The organism is Paenibacillus sp. FSL R7-0331 (genome assembly GCF_000758645.1).
Lineage (GTDB): Bacteria > Bacillota > Bacilli > Paenibacillales > Paenibacillaceae > Paenibacillus_AQ > Paenibacillus_AQ camerounensis.
Window position 1 is genome coordinate 4,820,896 of sequence record NZ_CP009284.1, and the last position, 18,844, is coordinate 4,839,739.

Sequence of the window (18,844 nt, forward strand, 5' to 3'; positions counted from 1 at the left end):
AATTTAGCTTTGAATCAATGTACCCTGCAGGGTAACTTTAACACTTTCCCCGTCTACAGTAACCGGGAATGTGGCGACTCTTCCTTTGTCGGGAGCCTGAACCTCTCCGCTGCGCAGATCAATTTTCCAGTCATACAGCGGATCATACAGGTAATGCCCGGACACAATTCCTTCCGCGAGCGGGCCGCCCTTCGGATGGGGATTCTTGTTCTCCACCGCGAAAATCCGGCCATCCGAGGTTTTGAACACAGCCAGCTCCACCGGACCGCAGCCGACTACACGCCCGATCTGCGGCAGGAAATGCTGAACCGTCCCTATCGTATACTCATGGTTTGTGTTTTCCATTGTTCTCTCTCCTCCTGGGCTTTTTATTTTAGTGCTGGGCTTTTTCGAACAGTGCGCTGCGGGTGTCTTCTTCCTTCAGCATTTTTTTCCATGGATCGGATACCTGGGCCAGGGCAAAATCAATCCGTGCCGCAAGCTCCTTGCGGTTCTCCTCGTTGTTCAGAATCACGTTCTGGATTTGCTCAAGACCCATGCGTTCTACCCATTCCGATGTTCTTTCCAGATAGTTGCCTGTTTCACGGTAGAACTGCATCACAGCTGAGCATACCTCTACCAGTTCCTCATCTGTCTTCACTTTGCAGAAGGCATCTGCAATACGCGGCTTGATACCGCCGTTACCGCCGATGAACACTTCCCAGCCGCCGTCGTTGCCGACGATTCCGATATCCTTGGTGCATGATTCCGCACAGTTACGCGGGCAGCCGTTAACCGCCATTTTGAACTTGGCAGGGAAATCAAGACGTTCGTATTTACGTTCAAGCATCGCCCCTACCCCCATGGAGTCCTGTGTACCAAACCGGCAGAATTGGTTGCCGACACAGGTTTTGACGGTGCGCAGCGATTTGGCGTAAGCGTAACCGGAAGGCATATCCAGCTCTTCCCACACTTTTGGCACATCTTCCTTTTTGACACCGATCAGGTCCAGACGCTGTCCGCCGGTTACCTTAACTACCTTCACATCATATTTCAGGGATACATCCGCAATCCGCTTCAGATCTTCCGGTGTAGTCACGCCGCCGTACATACGCGGAACAACTGTAAAGGTACCGTCCTTCTGAATGTTCGCACTCATCCGTTCGTTGACAAAACGCGATTCCTTCTCGTCCTCATGCGTATCCGGATAAATCATCCCGAGGTAATAGTTGACGGCCGGACGGCACTTGGAGCAGCCTTCAGGCTGTTTCCACTCCAGCACGTTCATAACTTCCTTAGTCGTTCTGAGTCCCTTAGCTGTAATCTCAGCAACAATTTCGTCACGGCTGAGCGGGGTGCAGCCGCAGATACCGGCTTTGGCACTCTCCTTGAAGCTGTCACCGAGCACGAATTGCAGGATTTGTTCTACAACCGGCTTACAGCCGCCGCAGGAGCGCGTAGCACCAGTGCAGGCCTTAATCTCATCAACAGTGGTAAAACCGTTCTCCGTTACCGCATCAACAATCGCCTTTTTGGTAACTCCGTTACAGCCGCAGACGATTTCTTCATCAGCCATCGCTTCTACGGACATGCCCTTTTTGGCATTGCCTCCGCCGCCGCAGCAGCCCGTTCCCATCACTTCGCTGTAGATATCATCAGTCATTTCGGTGCCTTGTTTCACAAGCTTCTGCAGATTCGCAGATTCGGTAACATCACCGAACAATACAGCACCGACAATGACATTATTTTTGAGCAAAATCTTCTTGTAGGTTCTCTTCCATTCATCCTTGGCCGAAATAACGGTATGCTCCGGTGTATCTGTAAACTCGCCTGCCGAAAAGACATCCACGCCGGAAATCTTCAGCTTTGTTGATACCACCGAACCTTCATAGGGCTGTGTTGCTGCTCCGCACAGGTGCTTTGCAAGCACCATACCCTGCTCGAACAGCGGAGCTACCAGACCGTAACAGGTTCCGCGGTGCTCTGTACATTCACCTACGGAGTAGACGTTTTCCATTGATGTCTGGAGGTAATCATCGACAACGATCCCCCGGTTAACAGTAATGCCGCTGTCTTTAGCCAGCTGAGTGTTTGGCTTGATTCCGACAGCCATCACTACAAAATCCGCCTGCAGCTCCGAACCGTCGCTGAATCTCAGACCGTTAACACGTTCATCACCGGTCAGTTCCGCTGTCTGCTTGCCCATGGCGAACTTCACACCTTGACGGGTAAGCTCTGCCTGCAGCATCGATGAAGCCGTATGGTCCAGCTGACGCTCCATCAGATCCTCCAGCAGATGTACTACGGTGACATCCATGCCGAGGTTGACCAGGCCTTTAGCCGCTTCAAGTCCGAGCAGACCTCCGCCGATTACTGCTGCTGTACGGTACTGCTTGGCCGCTGCCAGCATTGCATCACAGTCAGCAATGTCGCGGAAGCCGACTACACCTTCTTTGGTGCTGCCCGGAACAGGCAGGATGAAGGAGTTGGAGCCTGTGGCAATAATAACTTTATCGTAAGGAACAGCCAGTCCGTTATCAGCGATGACCTGCCGGGCTTCCTCGTCAATCTTTACTACCGTAGTTCCTGTATGCAGTGTAATATTGTTGTCTGCATACCACTGGCGGTCGTTCAGAATGATATCCTCAATACTTTTACTGCCTTCAAGCACATAGGACAGCATAATCCGGTTATAGTTGGGGTGAGGCTCGCTGCCGAAGATCGTAATATCATAAGCGCCGCCCAGCTTCAAAATCTGTTCAATAGTCCCTACGCCTGCCATCCCGTTGCCTATCAATACTAACTGTTTTCTCTCCACTCTCACTGTTAAAACCTCCCCAAAGCTCTTAAAATTCTTTGAATTTTATCTCGTACCTGAATTATACATTTTAAATTTGAACGGCATTTGTGATTACAATCACAATAATTGTGAATGTTTTCACAATATTACATGTCATGTAAGCTTACGCGGGGGTTTGATAATTACTGATTTTTCCACAAAAAACAGCCAGATTCTCTATCGCCAATGAAGGCCGTATAGAGAAAACTGGCTGTATAAACCCGCTTTCATGTTACATTATGTTATCGCAGAACAAGGGATATCTCCAGCTCATCCTGAATTCTCAGCTTCATATCAATTCCGTTGTCCAGCAGCGCCTTATCATTCAGCTTCAGCTTCCACTCTTCATTGGATAACGGCTTGTATTCCTTGACAGCTATCAGTGTCTTGTTATTCTCCGCCAGGCGGACATGGCCGCTGCTCTTCAGCAGCCCTCTCACGGTCATATCTTCAGCATAAGGCATAACATAGGAATGTGTCAGCTCCGGCTGTCCGCTCCCGCCGTTAATAGTCAGGATGACGGGCTGCAAAGGAGCTTCTTGTGCCGCTGCGGCTTTTATCAGGATCGTGTCCTCACGCTTCACTATGGTGCTTAAATCTGCCGCCGTTTTACCGCTTAATTGAATCTCCCAGGCCATATCAGGACTGAGCGATATATGGTTTACACTCAGCAATGAAGTTCCGTCTCCGGAAAAAGTGACCAGGCCGCTGGCATTAAGCAGCTCCTTGACAGTGATGTCAGGCTTAAATGCATCACTGATCTGCCGCCCAGAGCTCCCGGTCAGGTCATTATCTCCGATCTTTACTGAGAATGCTGGCTGAGGAGCACCAGCAGCAACATTATTCACTTCAAGATTTGCCCCCAGGGCTTCACAGCCCCCTGCAATCATAATCAGGATGAGACCCAAACCTATCCGCCACAACCCGTTCACCTTCAATCCCAGGCACCCGCCTTCTTTTGCCTGACACAGCTTCCAGCTTCTTCTCAGGCATGTAGTCGTTATGTATTACTCCCTATTTAAGGATAACGTAAACAGACAGGCTTCTCAAATTATTTTGGGGATCCCCGGCATTTTTACTTTTCTGCACAGAAAAAGCCCCCGAAGGGGCTTTTCCACAGCCAGCTCTTGATGCTTATTGATAGCGCAGAAACAGGTTGTTATTTTCCAGATGAACATGCTCGAAGGTCATGCCTTCCAGCTCCTCAAGCCGGGCATAGGTCAGGCGATAGGTTGTGCAGGCATGCGGCGGCGGCGTGAAGTCTCCCGTAACCGCACGCAGCTCACGCAGAATTTCGCCGGCCCCTTCATGCTCCTGCTCCAGATTGTGCAGCAGCTCATGCAGCTCAGCCAAGCCTGCTTCGCTTGGATTTTCGCTGTAAGCCAGCATTTTGGGGAATTCCACTTCCTCTTCCTGTGCTGTATGCTTCAGCAGATCTTCACGCAGCAGGTTGAACAGGCGGTGAACTTCAGCCAGATGCGGGGAATCGTCACCATGTACCCGGAATACCTTGGTCACGTTCTGGCTGATCTGCGGAAGCTCTTCACGCAGGTAGCGGTGATGCTTGTTCACAATATGCTCTACCAGCTCACGGGAAGTTGCCTGATTCCATCTGGTATCTTCCTCAAGTACCGGATGCTCCTCTACCAGCTTCTGCAGATCACCGAGCAGCTGGTCTGCGTTCAGCCCCTTCTCTTCAGCTGCTTCAGCCAGCGGCTTTGCTCCGCCGCAGCAGAAATCGATCCGCTGTCCTTTGAAGTAATCTGCCGCTTTCGGAAATTGCAGTACGATATCTCTCACAAAATCTTCACCGCTGAAGCTAAGCTGTCCGTTTGTATGGTTCAATTGATTGGCCGTCATAATAGGCCCTCCCTTATCATTATTGGTCTAGGTTCTTTCTTACCTCTACACAATAACGTCTGGCAGAACCCCGGCTTGTGATTTTGCGCACTAAATATATAAAATTTTATTGAACACAAAGCTCAATGCGTTTAATTCCCCATCGGCGTAATTCAGATCCAGTTCTCCGTATTCCAGCAGGTCAAGCTCCATAACATTACTTATTCAGCTTATTGTCTACCTTACCGTTGCCTGCATATACGTCCGCTTCCCCTGAGCATCCTTCAGGTACGGCCCAAGCCCGGCAAACCGGGAATGATCGACATACACGCCGGTCATCCATCTGCCTTCGGTCAGCCCGCCGTTCCACTGCAGGACCAGATCAGGGGCGGATATCCACTCCTGGTAGACCTCTATGTGATCCTGCTTGTATTCTTTGTAACGCTTGCCGTTCTCCTTCAGCCGGTACGGATTAACATATGTCGGCACGAAATACGCGGATATTGTATCCAGCTCAGCACCATCCAGAAAGGCGTCATTGCCCAGATATTGCTGAAAAAGCAGTGTGTTTTCATATAGCGACCATATTGCCGCCTGCAGCACCATACTTTGCCTGATCCCGTTGTGAAACGTGAATAACCGCTGACCGCTGGCAGCAGCCTGCCTTGAGGGCTCTGCCGGCTCCAGGCAATGCCGTTCACAGCCGATGCATTTCCAGCCGGAAGGACTCTGGATCCATTTTTGAAATACACGTCCGCTGTCGTTATCCCCTTTGTACAGAGAGGAGATAATGTCATAGGGTACACCAATCCACAAGTCCCACAAGGAGTCAGGTAAATGGCCGTGCAGCATAAACAACGCCTTATCATAAATTAGCTGCACTTTAATCGAAGCGGTCTCCAGCTCGGCAACATCCTCTTTTCCATAGGTTATTTCCCGGGAAAACAAGGTATTTTTCATTTTCCTCGCCTCCTAAATGTTGTGCAGAACGGACCTCACAATTTGGTTGCGCTTTCACTATCATTCTCTGCGACATCATAATCAGGGCTAGACAGGCTGGCCACGCTATTTTTCCTATTATATTACATTTTCGCGTTAGTTGTGCAAGTTTTATTTATTTAAATTTGAAAAAGCCCCTCTCTCCATTAGCGGAAAAAGGGGCTATCAACAGGACTTGTATCGCCGGATTACTCGACCCAGCTCTCGGCCCAGGACTGGATCTGCTGCATGACCGGCTCTAGCGCACGGCCTTTAACCGTTAATTCATACTCGATGCGTACCGGAGTTTCGGGATACACATGTCTTACCAGAATACCTTCGCATTCCAGATCCTTCATTCGTTCCGACAGCATTTTATCGCTCATTGACGGGATCAGTCCAGAGATATCCTTAAAGCGCTTCGGGCCGCTCATCAATGTCTGGATAATAAGTCCATTCCAGCGTTTGCCTAAGAAAGAGAAGGCCGTTTCGAATCTTGGGCACATCGTCAGCTGATGTTCTTCCATTGTTCTCACCTCTCAGTTGTAAAGCTTACTATAAGTTAGTATATATAATTTTAACATATTTATAGCGTAATGAACATCGTTTACCAAAAAAAAGTTCATCAGCCCTATCCCATTATATCTGCATTGTCAATCCCTTGTGCCTTGCTGCGGCTTACGCCGGGCAATCGCCTCAGTTACTACATAAGCCAGATCATCATTTCCGTACAGCGACAGCACACCGAGAACGGTATCATCCGAAATATCTCCCGCTTCCTCTTCAGGCACAGTCAGAGCAAGTGCCCGGCCGAGTGCGGCATTACCCTCCTGCTGCGGATAAGCCTGCAGATACAATTCATGCGGGTCAAGCTTGTTGTTCACACTCCACTGGGCAAACACAAGAATCATCATTTCCTCATCCCGCTTATAGCTCTCGATGATTTGTTCCTCCATTGATTTGCGGTATTCGTCCATGCTCTAACTCCTCTCAATTCCTCTGTCAGTCAGTAAGCTCTGCAGCCAGCCTGTGGCTCGATAATACATTAGATGCGCCGATGCTGCATAGCTCCGGTGTATGAATAGTGCTTAAAAAGTGCTTTACCGCCCCGCTGAATCCTCTGCGCTCCAGCACCGTGTCCCAGCTTCCGAAATTCTGGCTGCGGGGCAATGCGCCCTTCTCATATAGAACAGCCTGTTCCAGATCCGTCACCTCTACTGATCTGCCATTGCCGTGTAGCTCCAGCTTCTCAATATCGGCTCCGGCATCCCTGACCATACTGTACATTCCGGTGACACCGGTGTTCCAGCCAAGAATTCCGGATGACTGCAGCAGACGGCCTTCACTGTCAGACGTAAGCCGGCTTCTCAGCAGCTCATAATCGTTACCGCAGAGCCACAGCAGCAGATCAAGCATATGAATCAGATCATCATGAACCGTCTCATGGCTGGTGCTATTCTGCACGCCGGTCCGGTGCTTGACCGCATTGCACAGGCTGATTCCCCCGGCCTTCTCAAGCCAGGCCTTGGCTGCCGTATACATAGGTGCAAAACGGCGGTTGAAGCCGACAGCAAGCAGCAGCCCCCGGTTCTCGGCCAGCTCTGCCATCCGCTGCGACTCCTCCAGATTGTAAGACAGCGGCTTATCTACATACACCGGTAAACCGTGCTCCAGACATTTTGTAACATACTCATAATGGGTTGTAGTTGGACTGTGCACAAATACTGCATCCAGGTCCCATGACAGCAACTCATCCAGATCCGTTGTCCCTTTGGCAAGACGGTAAGAACGGACAGCTCCCTGCACAGTTGCCGGTGAATGGCTCAATAAGCCGACTACCTCCGCCTGATCATGGCGGGACAGCAGCGGCAGATATACTTTGCGGGCAATATCGCCGATCCCGATCAGCGCCACTCTTTTACGCACAGGAGTATTCATAGTACATCTTCCTTTACATGTCGTATAGATGTATTATACCGTGACATCTTGCGGCGGCAATGATCTTTACTTCATTAATTACTTTTTTTTCAGTATGATGAGGGGAACAGCTTGTGAAGGGGCATAGTAAAAATGAAAAAATGGTTAACGGTATTCCTGTATGTTTCGCTTGTAATCCTTGCGTTTATCTACAGATATGATCTGCTGGAGTGGCTGCGCAAGGATCATAGCCCTCTGCTGTCCTTTGTGGCTGCAATATTGCTGGCTTTTTTCCCTGTCCTTCCGTATAAGCTGATTATCGGGTTATTCGGCTATATTTACGGCAGTACCGCTGCGGTATTGATCAGCTGGAGTGCGACCACAATCGCAGCTGCAATAATGTACGGTTTAGTAAAATATCTGTTTCAGCAGCGTGCGGCCACTTATCTGGCATCCGTACCGTCACTGCATAAATTCACTGCCGCTGTACAGCGGCGTCCGTTCGTATCGATTATTCTAGCCAGGCTTGCTCCGGTAGTACCGCAGTCGGCTGTCAATATTTATGCGGGAGCCGCCGGCCTTCCTTTTTGGAGCTATCTCGCAGCAACCGGTATCGGCAAGCTTCCAGGCATTGCTTTATACGCATTTCTTGGAGACAGGCTGTTTGCATAACGTTGGCAGATGTGGCCTGTTTGTTTTATAATAGTTCTAGATTGTGATCTATTTAATTGCACATCTTGAATGGAGGGATATTAATGAGTGAGAATCAATTTGATAATATAGGCTCTAAGACGGAAAAAGCTACCTTTGCCGGCGGCTGCTTCTGGTGCATGGTATCCCCTTTTGAAGAATTGCCGGGCATTGCCGGGATTGTCTCCGGTTATACCGGCGGTCATACCGTTAATCCGACCTATCAGGAGGTGTGCTCAGAAACGACCGGGCACGTCGAGGCGGTGCAAATCACCTTTAATCCGGATATTTTCCCATACAGCAAGCTGCTTGAGCTGTTCTGGCAGCAGATCGACCCTACAGATGCCGGGGGCCAGTTCCATGACCGCGGAACCTCTTACGGCACCGCTATTTTTTATCATTCGGAAGAGCAGCGGCTTGAGGCCGAAGCTTCCAAGGCAGCTCTTGCGGCCAGCGGTCGCTTCTCGGCACCCATCGTGACGCCAATCCTGCCAGCCAAGCCATTTTACCCTGCCGAGGAGTATCACCAGGATTATCACCATAAGAATCCGGGGCATTATAAGCGTTACCGCAAGGGCTCCGGCCGGGAAGCTTTTATCGAGACCCATTGGAAGCATAAAGAAGATAAAGAGAGCCTCAAGACACGGCTGACCCCGCTGCAGTATGAAGTGACGCAGAATAACGCGACTGAATCCCCGTTCCGCAATGAGTTCTGGGATCATCACGGCGATGGCCTGTATGTAGACATTGTCTCCGGTGAGCCGCTGTTCAGCTCCATGGACAAATACGATTCCGGCTGCGGCTGGCCCAGCTTCACCCGCCCCGTCCGTGATTACGCAGTCAAGGAGAAGACAGACCTCAGCCATCTGATGATCCGTACCGAGGTGCGCAGCCAGACTGCCGATTCACATCTCGGCCATGTCTTTACCGACGGTCCCGGAGAGAACGGCCTGCGTTACTGCATCAATTCGGCTGCACTGCGCTTCGTTCCCAAGGAAGATCTCGAAAAGGAAGGGTACGGCGAATACCGGGTTCTTTTCCAGTATGCTTAAGCACGGGCCTGCAACCAAATGATTTCCTGATTACAGATAAAGCCTCCACATCCGTCAAACTAACGGATTGGAGGCTTTTTAGGTTATTAAAGCTATTTATTCAATGTTTCATTCTTATTCTCGTCTTCGTCCCGAGAGGCTTCCTCCGCAGGCAAACCGCTGTATTCAGGCGCAGCCTTCTGCTGCGGTCCGCCCGGCTTCCGGCTCCGCTCCGGATCGGCCGCTTCCCGCTGTTTCAGCCGCTTGCGGATAAAGAGCACGATTACTGCAAGGATAGCAACTACAATTAAGATCGGCAGCGCGGCCGCCAGGAAGACAAACAGCCACTGGAACGTTACCGACAAGGCATGCAGACTCTTCGTCAGTGCATCAGATGCCCGTGTCAGCAGCGGTCCCTGCTCTTTTTTCTGAATATCAGTAATGCCCGAATCGCTCTGGTAGAGCCGGAGCTCCACTGTGGAGAAGGATACATTCTGATCAATGTAGCGCATTCTGCCCTTGATCTTTTCAATCGATTCCTGAATAGCTCCGAGCTCATTGGCAAAGGCAACGAGGTCAGCGGATTTGGTCGCTTTGGACATGAAATCGATATACTGCTTCTCCATCAGCAGCTTCGCCTTCAGGCGGGATTCCAGATCCACATATTCCTCTGACACATCCTGGCCTTCAATGCTCCGCTGTACTCCATCGTTCTTTATCTGCTCCAGCTTATCAAGAAACGGAGAAAAACCGGCAGCCGGCACCTTCACAATAAAGGTTCCGCCTTTTTCGTAATCTGACATATTCTCGGTGAACCCGATGATATACCCGCCTGTCAGGGTAACCAGATTACGTACCTCCGACTGGGCAGCGCCGTAATCCTCCACTTCCATTGTAATGTTCGCTTTGTAGATCAGCTTCTTGTTCAGCCCGGCTGCAACGTCAACACCGCTAAATCCTGCCGTACTGTCTGACCCCTGCTGTCCTGAGCCGGAGCCCTTAGCTTCCGGGCTGCCGCCTACTGCTTCTCCGCGTGCCGTTGTATCTGCGCTTGTGTCTGCGGCACTGCTGTACTCTGATGTTTCTTCAGCTGCAGGCGCAGCCTGTGTCAGAACCTCAGAAGATGCCCCCATATTAGCCATGCTTGCATTATCACTGGCCGAGTTGTTGTTGCCGGAACCGCAGCCTGCCAGTATGACCGCCAAAATCAGTAAACCTGTTAAGTAATGCAGACCCCATTTTCGCATCCTTATTCCTCCAAACATGTAGTGGATATCCCGCTTCTTTGCTTCAGCCTTGCCGGCGGTCAGATTTTGTCTGTATACAGCTGATCCGCCTAACTCATTTGACGTTCCAAAAGCTGGAAGGTTGCAGGAAGAATGGAGAAAAGAGTATCTTTTTTATAAATATTTCTCCACAAAAAAGATGCCCCGTCTCACGGAGCATCACGTTTGCGAAAATTCACGTTATTTGCTACAATGATCATGTCTGAGAAGACATGAACACCAAATACCCTCTATTCATTAGAATAAGGGTATGGCTCTGTTGGACAAGCTCCACCTTGCCCGACAGGACAGTACAACTTCGCACTGACAATATTGATAATCTACTACAAGGGGAGGTGACCCTCATGGCAAAAGACGTTCTGTGTGCAGTGAACTCTTGCACCTACTGGGCTGAAGAGAACAAGTGTAACGCTGAAAGCATCTTTGTTGCTTATCACAGCTCCAAGGAGCCAACGCAATCTGAAGAAACAGACTGCAAAACCTTCGAAAGCAAATAAGTAATACCCTAGAAGGGACCCTCCACGGTTCCTTCTTTTCATTTCCTATAGTATCAAGAATGATAATTATTATCAAGTGTTTCCATGAAAAAAAATAACCGGCTTTTCTGAATCCTCCGGTATTGTGGCAATCTTGCAAACGATGGAGAAAGACCATAGAATGGTTGTACGCTTTCACATAAATTGAATCCGGAGGGTTAACGATGATTAAACAAATCGGCCAAGTTATGCTGTATGTGAACGACCAGGACCAGGCACTTCGGTTCTGGACTGAAAAGGTCGGCTTCATCAAGGTATCCGAAGCAGACAACGGCCAGGGGCTGCGCTGGATTGAGATTGCACCGGCTGCCGGGCTGCAAACCTCCTTCGTGCTTCATAACAAGCAGCTCATCGCTGAAATGCAGCCTGAGCTTAATCTGGGCACACCATCCATTCTGCTGTTCGCAGATGATCTTGACACGCTGTATAAAGACTTCCAGGCAAAGGGCATTACTGTGGGGGATCTGGTGGATATGCCGGAGGGCCGGGTATTTAACTTCGCCGATGATGAGAACAACTATTTTGCAATTGTGCAAAAATAGTATCCTGACAACGACAATTACGCCACCACAGCTACTGTGGTGGCGTTTATTATGTCTAATGCATTTACACTAAAACCGCTTTTCTTACCTGCTCTGCCGCCTCTATCATGTTGCGCAGGGCTGCTCCGGTCTCCTCCCAGCCTCTGGTTTTCAGGCCGCAGTCGGGATTAATCCAGAACTGTCCGGCATCCAGCACGCGCAGGGCACGCTCAATGCTTGCCGTCATCTCACCGACATCCGGCACCCGCGGACTGTGGATATCATAAACGCCGAGGCCGATTCCCTTATCATACTCCTGTTCCTCAAAGCTGACGATCAGCTCGCTGTGGCTGCGTGAGGTTTCTATAGAGATTACATCAGCATCCATTGCCGAGATCGGACCGATCATATCATTGAACTCACTGTAGCACATATGGGTGTGAATCTGCGTTGTATCCTTAACCGGGTTCGTGGCAATCCGGAAGGCTCTGACCGCCCAATTCAGATAATGCTCATGATCCTCCGCCTTCAGCGGCAGTCCTTCGCGGATAGCCGGCTCATCTACCTGAATCATCTCGATGCCTGCATCCTCCAGTGCCTTGACCTCTTGACGCAGCGCGAGGGCAATCTGATTCGCTACCTCTTCCCGGCTCAGGTCATCGCGGACAAACGACCAGTTGAGAATCGTCACCGGTCCGGTCAGCATACCCTTTACAGGCAGGCTGGTCAGCGACTGGGCATAGACGCTTTCCTTGACCGTCATCGGCTCTACAAAAGCAACATCGGCATAAATGACCGGCGGCTTCACACAGCGTGAGCCGTAGGACTGCACCCAGCCGCCTCTGGTGAAGAGGTAGCCTGCCAGCTTCTCGCCGAAGAACTCCACCATATCCGTCCGCTCAAACTCCCCGTGCACCAGGACATCCAGCCCCAGCTCCTCCTGAAAGGCAATCGCATCAGCAATCTGCTGGCGGACAAACCCGTCGTAGCGCTCCTGGCTCCATACGCCTTTGCGCCATTTAAGCCGGGCCTGGCGCACTTCAGCCGTCTGCGGGAAGCTGCCGATGGTCGTTGTCGGCAGCAGCGGAAGCTTCCATTTCTCACGCTGAACCTTTTGCCGTTCTGCAAAAGGCAGGGTCCGGCTGTCGGGAAGCTGCTGCAGGCTGCGCACCTGCTCTGCTACATCACTGCGGCCACGCTCCGGCAGTGCGCGGAAGAGAGCAAGCGCCTCACGGTTAGCTTCCAGCTCTGCAGCGTAGCTGCCCTGCTCATCCAGCGCGGCTGCAGCGATCAGGCTAAGCTCAGCCAGCTTCTCGTCTGCGAAGGCGATGGCATTCTTGACCGTGCTCTTCAGCCGGTCTTCACTCTGCACCGTCACCGGCACATGCAGCAGGCTGCTGGAGGGCTGCAGAATCAGCCGCTCAGCCGGTACGAAGCTGTTAAGCCGGCTGACTAGCTCCAGCTTGGCCTCGGCATCGCTGCGCCAGATGTTCCGCCCGTCAATGATTCCTGCGCCGAGCCACTTATCTTCCGGCCAGCCAAGCTGCCCTATAGCCGCCAGGTTAGCTCCACCGTCATGGACAAAGTCAAGACCAAGACCAGCCACCGGAAGCTTCAGCAGCGCCTCAAGCGGCTCTGCAGCCTCGAAATAAGTCTGCAGCAGCAGCTTAAGTCCCGGTACCTCCGCAGCAATCGTCTGGTAGATTCTCTCCAGCAGAGCCAGGTCTTCCTTCGTCAGCCCGGTAACCGCCGCCGGCTCGTCAACCTGCACCCAGGCCACTCCCTCCTGCTGCAGCTCCTGCAGCAGCTGAATGTAGACCGGCAGGAAGCTGTCTGCCACTTCTGCAATATCAGCAGCACGGAATCCCTTGGATAATTTCAGGAAGGTATACAGGCCGAGAATAACCGGCTTCCCTTCAATCCCTGCCTGCTCCTTAGCGAAACGGTAGGCGGCAAGCGGTTTGTTGGACGTAAGCACCGGGGTCTGATTGCCGATCTCCGGTACGATATAGTGATAATTCGTATTGAACCATTTAGTCATCTCGCAGGCAGGCGCTTCTGCGCTTCCGCGGGCCATCGCGAAATACAAATCCAGCTGAATCTCTCCGCCGGTATAGCCGTAACGCGGCGGTACAATGCCGAACATTGCTGCCGTGTCCAGTACATGATCATAGAAGGTGAAATCGCCAACCGGAATCAGGTCAATTCCTGCCTCCTGCTGTGTTCTGAGATGCTGGAGCTGCAATCCGGCCATTTCGGCGCGGAAAACCTCTTCACTGATTTTACCGCTCCAATACGATTCTAGCGTCTTCTTCCATTCCCGGTTTCTGCCGATTCTCGGATAGCCGAGGCTGCTGGTAATCAGTTTGTTAGCCATTATGATTCACTCCTGATTTCATATAGTTTATTATCGTTGTTATGCGATGTGAGCAGATAATAATGTAAACATCCCGCTTATCTACCTGGCAGTCCGGACGGTTAGCTCCGCCGGTGCTGCACATCTGATCTGCTGCAATCATACTGAACCGCAGGGTCTGCCCGCAACAGCTTTATCACTTTCCGGCTATACGCTTTCCCTATAACTGACACTGCTAAGTCCCGGTGCGGCTATTCCGCCATTGCAGGCTTCCTGCTTCCCTGTCCTGCCTGCGGCATCCATAACCACCGGAAACAGCAGGTAAACCGCACAAAAGCGGCGGCTCCTGCCCTTTCCGGGGAGGAGCCGCCGCTTCCGGCAGCCTGCTATAAATTCGCTTTATGGACACAGCCTGACAGGCTGCTTAGAACCAGACCAGATAGACCACGGCAGCCAGTACAATCCGGTAGATTGCAAAAGGCAGCAGCTTAATCCGGTTGATCAGCTTCAGGAAGAAGCGCATGGACAGCAGCGCGAATACAAAGGCGCTGATGAAGCCGGCGATGAAAAACGGCAGTGCATCCAGTGTAAAGTACTGCCAGTTTTTAATCAGTGAGATCAGGCTCGCTCCGGCCATAATCGGCACGGCCATAATAAACGTGAAGTCAGCGGCAGCACGGTGGCTCATCCCCAGCAATACACCGCCGGAGATGGTTGAGCCGGAGCGGGAAAATCCCGGCCAGAGCGAGACACACTGTATCAGGCCGACTGACAGCGCCTGACGGTATGTAATTTGGTCGACCGTTTCTGTTTTTACTTTTTTAGGCGCAAAACGGTCTGCAATAATCATAAAGACAGCTCCGACGACCAGTCCGATCAGCACCGTCGAGGTAGAAAACAGATGTTCATCAATGTAATCCTCAAACAGCAGGCCGAACACTCCTGCAGGAATGAGTCCGACAAGAACCTGGCCCAGCTTCAGGCGGCCTTCAGTCTCTACCTGCTGCACACCGTCAGGTACAGCTGTCATTTCTTTACGGCTGAACCGCTTCAGGCCGAGCAGATCAATAAATCTTTTGTAGAAAATAATGACCACGGCAAGAATCGATCCCAGCTGGATTACAACCTTGAATGTGTTGGCTGTATATTTTCCCAGAAACTCCTGCGATTTCAGCCACATATCATCCACAATGATCATATGGCCGGTGGAGGAAACCGGAGCAAATTCAGTCAGTCCTTCTACGATACCGAGAATAATGGCTTTGATAATGGTAAGCAGCTCCATGTCTCTTCCTCCTTATTTTGTGGTCTGGCTGCTTGCTTTGCCGGCAGCCTGCCGTCTGCGGAAAAATAAAATCCCCAATAGAACAATCCCTGCGGCAAGCGCAATATAAACAACATTCGAGTACGTATCCATATAACCGGCAATGTCTTCCCATGACTCACCCAGTGCTGCACCGAGCAGGATAAGCAGCGTGTTCCAGCCCAGTGTACCGATAGTAGTGAACAGCATGAACTGGCCGAACTTCATCCCCGACATCCCGGCCGGGATGGAAATCAGGCTGCGGACGAGCGGAATCATCCGGCAGAACAGAACGGTCCAGTAGCCATATTTATCAAACCACGCATCCGCCCGCCGGATATCCTTGGCGCTGATCCGCAGCCATCCGCCCCAGCGCTCCACAATACGCTCCAGCCTGCTTACATCCAGCATCCGGCCGACCCAGTACAGCACGACAGCTCCGAGCAGAGAGCCGGCGGTAGCGGCAATCAGCACCCCTGGAATGGTCATATCCGAGGTTGTTGTCATGAATCCGCCGAACGGCAGGATAATTTCCGACGGAATCGGCGGAAAGATATTCTCAAGGGCAAGCATCATCATAATGCCGAGATAGCCGAACTGCTCCATAAAGTCTGTAATCCAGGTTTTCATTGTCGGGTCCTCCGCTTTCAGATGAGATTTTTTTTGAGGTTGCGCAGATAACGTCCTCTGATCAGAAAGAAATACAACCCCTGCGCCGCCAGGTATCCGGCCAGCACCGCGCCTGTTTCGGCGGCAATGGACAGGTAGAACAGCCGCTGCAAGGCGATAAAAGCAAACAGGCTGTGAAGCATGGCTATACCGACAGGAATAAAGAACATCAGTGCGAGCTGAAGAGTGACGGTACGGTCCAGCTCCCGGTCGGTGAGGCCCATTTTTGACAAAGTAGAGTACTGCTGCCGGTCATGATCCAGGTCTGTATAGAGCCGGAAATATAAGAAGCTGCCGGCAGCAATGAAGAAGACGGTACCGACCAGCAGGGAAGCGAACAGCATGGTACTGTACAGGATTTTCTGAATTTCAAACAATGTACCGCTGACCACTACCGCATATGGAGAAGCACTCTCATAGCTTACCTTCCCCTTACCGCTGAGTGTGCTTGCAATACCTGAAGTCAGCGGGAAATCTTCAACATAGAAGCCGGTATAGCTGTCGGTATACACCGCTGCAATTGCCTGGAACAGGCTGTCATTGACAACCATTCCGCTGAAATCGCCACCGTCTCTGCCGTCAAGCTCAGGCAGCAGATATTCGGCGATCGGGACATGCCCGGTATAACCGGCTTCCGTGATCTCTATCCCCTGCTCCAAGGTGTATACCGCCTTTACCCGGCTTTCAGTTAAGCTGCGGTCCCGCTGGGAGCCGATCATGACCAGCCCCTCATAGTTCTCCGGCGGCGGCTCTGCGGACACAAATCCGGCTTTTTCCAGTGCCTGCATATAGCCGGTGTAGGCAATCAGCGGAAGCAGGAAGGTGCGGTCCGGCCCGGTCTGAGTGGTAACCTTTGCGTATTTTACCGGAAGCGTCAGCGTCTCATAGGGCAGCCCGAGGCGCTCCAGCTCACTCCGTATTCCCTGCAGGTCAGCTTCCGGTCTATAGCCGGCTTGATTGGCCTTGGCCACATAACCTACGGCAGCCGGATAATCCAGCTGCAGCTCTCTGGACAGCGTATGGATGGACGCAAACACGCCTACTGAGGTAAAGGATACCGCGGACACAATCGTCACCATGAAAAACATCCGTCCGTTTGTCTTCCAGCGGTAGGACAGGCCTGAAAGCATGATCAGATTGGTCTTATGCCAATAGAACCGCCGCATACGGCGAAGGACATTTGCGATATACAGGCTTAGCTGTGTGTAGAACAGATAGGTTCCGGCAACTGTAATGGCAACGACCGGGAGCATGATCACCTCTACGGAGCTTGCAGATGCCGAGGCTGCAAGGGCGTATCCTCCCAGCAGCAGAAGCGCTGAGGCAGCAGCCGGCAGCGGGGAGATCCGCGGCGTCTGCTCTGCCCTGATTCCGCCGTGAAACAGGATACGCGGGGAATCCTGCCCGATCAGCACGAAGGTGATTAGGGAGATCAGGATAAACAGCAGAGCGAAGCTGCTGATGGTCAGTAAAAGCGCCTGCCAGGAAAAATAGAATATCAACGGATCAATACCGAGCAACCCCGCCCCGATCATCAGGAACAGCTTGCCGAGCAGCATGCCCAGCAGGGTTCCGCTCAGGATAGCCGAGCCGCCGATCATCATGTTTTCCAGGAATACCATTTTGTTCAGCTGGGCCTTTGTCATACCGTGCATCAGCAGGAGACCGAACTCCAGCTTGCGCGACTGCAGAAAAGAACCGACCGAAACCAGAACGAACAGCGAGGAGAAAACAAAGATAATCGCCTCTGCTGCAAGCATCGTATCAGCTGCCGTGCTGAGAATCAGATCACCTGAAATGGCCGGATGAAAAATAAACAAGGCACACAGGAAGAAAATCATTACCGAAAAGGAGCTGCAGACAAAGTAAGCGGCGTATTTGCGTTTGTTACGTGTGACGTTCCTATAGGCGAATTGGCGAAAGGTCATGGGAAGCTCCTCCCAGCAGCGACAGCATGTCGATGATATTCTGGAAAAAGGCTGCTCTGCTGCTGCCGCGGTACATCTCACTGTAGAAGCGTCCGTCTTTGATAAAAATAACACGGTGGCAGAAGCTGGCCGCCACCGCATCATGCGTAACCATCAGCACGGTGGCTCCTTCCGCTTCATTCACCTCAGCCAGCAGGCCCATAACTTCACCTGCGGTTTTGGAGTCCAGGCTGCCCGTCGGCTCATCAGCCAGAATCAGCGACGGGCGGTGGATCATCGCCCTGGCAATTGCCACCCGCTGTGTCTGGCCTCCGGACAGCTCAAAGGTCCGTTTCTCCAGCAGCTGCAGGATATCCAGTCTGGCCGCCGCCTCCTGCAGCCGGCGCTCCATTTCCGGAACCGGTACTCCGGCCAGGGTTAGCGGGAGAATAATGTTCTCCCCGGCGGTGAGTGTATCCAGCAGATTGAACTGCTGAAAGACGAAGCCCAGCTCCTTGCGTCTGAACAAAGCCTTCGCATTACGGTCCAGCTTATTCGGATCACGTCCGCCGATCATAACTTCACCCGAGGTAGGCTCATCGATAGTGGCGATGACGTTGAGCAGTGTTGTTTTGCCGCTGCCGGAAGGTCCCATTATACCGACGAACTCCCCTTTCTCTACAGCAAAGCGGATATGGTTCAGCGCCTGAGTCGATACCTTGCCCTCATATATTTTGGATAGATTGTGTACGTCTAACAGGGGCAAGTGCTTCCGCTCCTTACGTCTTTTAGATTGGTTTTATTATACAAAGTGTTAACACCCGGTGCTATTTCTGAAACTTACAGTCACCTTACATTATTGTAAGCAAGCAAGGGTTGACATTCTCAGCTGAGCCGCCTATATTTATATGCATGAGCATGCATTTATTAATTAGCGGATAATAATTACCCTTCCGTTTACATACAGCATGCCAAATTCAGGCACTCTGCCAA

General features: G+C 51.6%; 18 protein-coding genes. 4 read left to right on the plus strand and 14 right to left on the minus strand.

The features are described 5' to 3' along the window. Positions 1–3: 3 nt before the first annotated feature. The 8 genes from nirD to R70331_RS20900 all read right to left on the minus strand — a co-directional run bounded on the left by nirD (position 4) and on the right by R70331_RS20900 (position 7,573). Positions 4–345 carry a nitrite reductase small subunit NirD gene (nirD, locus tag R70331_RS20865; RefSeq protein ID WP_042178697.1) on the minus strand — a complete coding sequence of 114 codons (342 nt, stop codon included), beginning with the start codon at positions 343–345 and terminating at the stop codon, positions 4–6. Between the two features lie 28 nt (positions 346–373). Continuing rightward, complete coding sequence (nirB, locus tag R70331_RS20870) at positions 374–2,803, minus strand: nitrite reductase large subunit NirB (protein ID WP_081947689.1); 2,430 nt, start codon at positions 2,801–2,803, stop codon at positions 374–376. 257 nt (positions 2,804–3,060) lie between these two features. Beyond that, positions 3,061–3,756 carry a hypothetical protein gene (locus R70331_RS20875; RefSeq protein WP_156131167.1) on the minus strand — a complete coding sequence of 232 codons (696 nt, stop codon included), beginning with the start codon at positions 3,754–3,756 and terminating at the stop codon, positions 3,061–3,063. Positions 3,757–3,952: 196 nt separating this feature from the next. Beyond that, entirely contained in the window at positions 3,953–4,663 is a 711-nt protein-coding gene (gene ric, locus R70331_RS20880) for an iron-sulfur cluster repair di-iron protein (protein WP_442950591.1), read from the minus strand. 231 nt (positions 4,664–4,894) lie between these two features. Next, on the minus strand, positions 4,895–5,617 hold the full coding sequence (locus R70331_RS20885; RefSeq protein ID WP_042178701.1) for a hypothetical protein: 723 nt from the start codon (positions 5,615–5,617) through the stop codon (positions 4,895–4,897). Between the two features lie 227 nt (positions 5,618–5,844). Next, positions 5,845–6,162: a winged helix-turn-helix transcriptional regulator gene (locus R70331_RS20890; protein ID WP_036698497.1), complete on the minus strand. Its 318-nt coding sequence runs from the start codon at positions 6,160–6,162 to the stop codon at positions 5,845–5,847. Positions 6,163–6,288: 126 nt separating this feature from the next. Then, the gene (locus R70331_RS20895; protein WP_042178704.1) at positions 6,289–6,612 is read right to left on the minus strand and encodes a protein YxiS; all 324 of its coding nucleotides are present in this window, start codon (positions 6,610–6,612) and stop codon (positions 6,289–6,291) included. Between the two features lie 25 nt (positions 6,613–6,637). After that, complete coding sequence (locus tag R70331_RS20900; RefSeq protein ID WP_042178706.1) at positions 6,638–7,573, minus strand: Gfo/Idh/MocA family protein; 936 nt, start codon at positions 7,571–7,573, stop codon at positions 6,638–6,640. Between the two features lie 132 nt (positions 7,574–7,705). Between R70331_RS20900 and R70331_RS20905 the strand changes: the two genes are divergently transcribed. Both R70331_RS20905 and msrA read left to right on the plus strand, forming a co-directional pair. Further along, complete coding sequence (locus R70331_RS20905; protein ID WP_052419143.1) at positions 7,706–8,224, plus strand: TVP38/TMEM64 family protein; 519 nt, start codon at positions 7,706–7,708, stop codon at positions 8,222–8,224. An 83-nt stretch (positions 8,225–8,307) separates the two neighbouring features. Next, a complete protein-coding gene (gene msrA / locus R70331_RS20910) occupies positions 8,308–9,294 on the plus strand; it encodes a peptide-methionine (S)-S-oxide reductase MsrA (protein WP_042178708.1) in 987 nt (328 codons plus the stop codon). 92 nt (positions 9,295–9,386) lie between these two features. Here the strand turns inward: msrA and R70331_RS20915 are convergent, their stop codons facing one another. Then, positions 9,387–10,520, minus strand: coding sequence for a DUF4349 domain-containing protein (locus R70331_RS20915; protein WP_052419144.1), 1,134 nt, complete (start codon positions 10,518–10,520; stop codon positions 9,387–9,389). Between the two features lie 383 nt (positions 10,521–10,903). On the opposite strand from R70331_RS20915, the gene R70331_RS31185 reads away from it, so the two are divergent. Then, positions 10,904–11,056: a DUF1540 domain-containing protein gene (locus tag R70331_RS31185; RefSeq protein WP_076108838.1), complete on the plus strand. Its 153-nt coding sequence runs from the start codon at positions 10,904–10,906 to the stop codon at positions 11,054–11,056. 203 nt (positions 11,057–11,259) lie between these two features. Further along, entirely contained in the window at positions 11,260–11,637 is a 378-nt protein-coding gene (locus R70331_RS20920; RefSeq protein WP_042178710.1) for a VOC family protein, read from the plus strand. Between the two features lie 64 nt (positions 11,638–11,701). Here R70331_RS20920 and metE read toward each other — a convergent pair whose 3' ends face one another. The 5 genes from metE to R70331_RS20945 all read right to left on the minus strand — a co-directional run bounded on the left by metE (position 11,702) and on the right by R70331_RS20945 (position 18,617). Continuing rightward, a complete protein-coding gene (gene metE, locus R70331_RS20925) occupies positions 11,702–13,993 on the minus strand; it encodes a 5-methyltetrahydropteroyltriglutamate--homocysteine S-methyltransferase (RefSeq protein WP_042178712.1) in 2,292 nt (763 codons plus the stop codon). A 403-nt stretch (positions 13,994–14,396) separates the two neighbouring features. Beyond that, a complete protein-coding gene (locus R70331_RS20930) occupies positions 14,397–15,257 on the minus strand; it encodes an undecaprenyl-diphosphate phosphatase (RefSeq protein ID WP_042178714.1) in 861 nt (286 codons plus the stop codon). A gap of 12 nt (positions 15,258–15,269) precedes the next feature. Next, on the minus strand, positions 15,270–15,905 hold the full coding sequence (locus R70331_RS20935; RefSeq protein WP_042178716.1) for a DedA family protein: 636 nt from the start codon (positions 15,903–15,905) through the stop codon (positions 15,270–15,272). A gap of 17 nt (positions 15,906–15,922) precedes the next feature. Then, positions 15,923–17,872, minus strand: a complete 1,950-nt coding sequence (locus R70331_RS20940; RefSeq protein ID WP_042178718.1) for an FtsX-like permease family protein — start codon at positions 17,870–17,872, stop codon at positions 15,923–15,925. Beyond that, a complete protein-coding gene (locus tag R70331_RS20945) occupies positions 17,847–18,617 on the minus strand; it encodes an ABC transporter ATP-binding protein (RefSeq protein WP_042178720.1) in 771 nt (256 codons plus the stop codon). The genes R70331_RS20940 and R70331_RS20945 overlap by 26 nt, the downstream gene beginning before the upstream one ends. Positions 18,618–18,844: the final 227 nt, after the last annotated feature.

What these genes read in the sequence shown, in the direction of transcription:
- nirD (WP_042178697.1), bottom strand. Translation starts at nt 345, where the DNA reads ATGGAAAACACAAACCATGAGTATACGATAGGGACGGTTCAGCATTTC.
- R70331_RS20885 (WP_042178701.1), bottom strand. Translation starts at nt 5,617, where the DNA reads ATGAAAAATACCTTGTTTTCCCGGGAAATAACCTATGGAAAAGAGGAT.
- R70331_RS20890 (WP_036698497.1), bottom strand. Translation starts at nt 6,162, where the DNA reads ATGGAAGAACATCAGCTGACGATGTGCCCAAGATTCGAAACGGCCTTC.
- R70331_RS20895 (WP_042178704.1), bottom strand. Translation starts at nt 6,612, where the DNA reads ATGGACGAATACCGCAAATCAATGGAGGAACAAATCATCGAGAGCTAT.
- R70331_RS20900 (WP_042178706.1), bottom strand. Translation starts at nt 7,573, where the DNA reads ATGAATACTCCTGTGCGTAAAAGAGTGGCGCTGATCGGGATCGGCGAT.
- R70331_RS20905 (WP_052419143.1), top strand. Translation starts at nt 7,706, where the DNA reads ATGAAAAAATGGTTAACGGTATTCCTGTATGTTTCGCTTGTAATCCTT.
- msrA (WP_042178708.1), top strand. Translation starts at nt 8,308, where the DNA reads ATGAGTGAGAATCAATTTGATAATATAGGCTCTAAGACGGAAAAAGCT.
- R70331_RS20915 (WP_052419144.1), bottom strand. Translation starts at nt 10,520, where the DNA reads ATGCGAAAATGGGGTCTGCATTACTTAACAGGTTTACTGATTTTGGCG.
- R70331_RS31185 (WP_076108838.1), top strand. Translation starts at nt 10,904, where the DNA reads ATGGCAAAAGACGTTCTGTGTGCAGTGAACTCTTGCACCTACTGGGCT.
- R70331_RS20920 (WP_042178710.1), top strand. Translation starts at nt 11,260, where the DNA reads ATGATTAAACAAATCGGCCAAGTTATGCTGTATGTGAACGACCAGGAC.
- metE (WP_042178712.1), bottom strand. Translation starts at nt 13,993, where the DNA reads ATGGCTAACAAACTGATTACCAGCAGCCTCGGCTATCCGAGAATCGGC.
- R70331_RS20930 (WP_042178714.1), bottom strand. Translation starts at nt 15,257, where the DNA reads ATGGAGCTGCTTACCATTATCAAAGCCATTATTCTCGGTATCGTAGAA.
- R70331_RS20935 (WP_042178716.1), bottom strand. Translation starts at nt 15,905, where the DNA reads ATGAAAACCTGGATTACAGACTTTATGGAGCAGTTCGGCTATCTCGGC.
- R70331_RS20940 (WP_042178718.1), bottom strand. Translation starts at nt 17,872, where the DNA reads ATGACCTTTCGCCAATTCGCCTATAGGAACGTCACACGTAACAAACGC.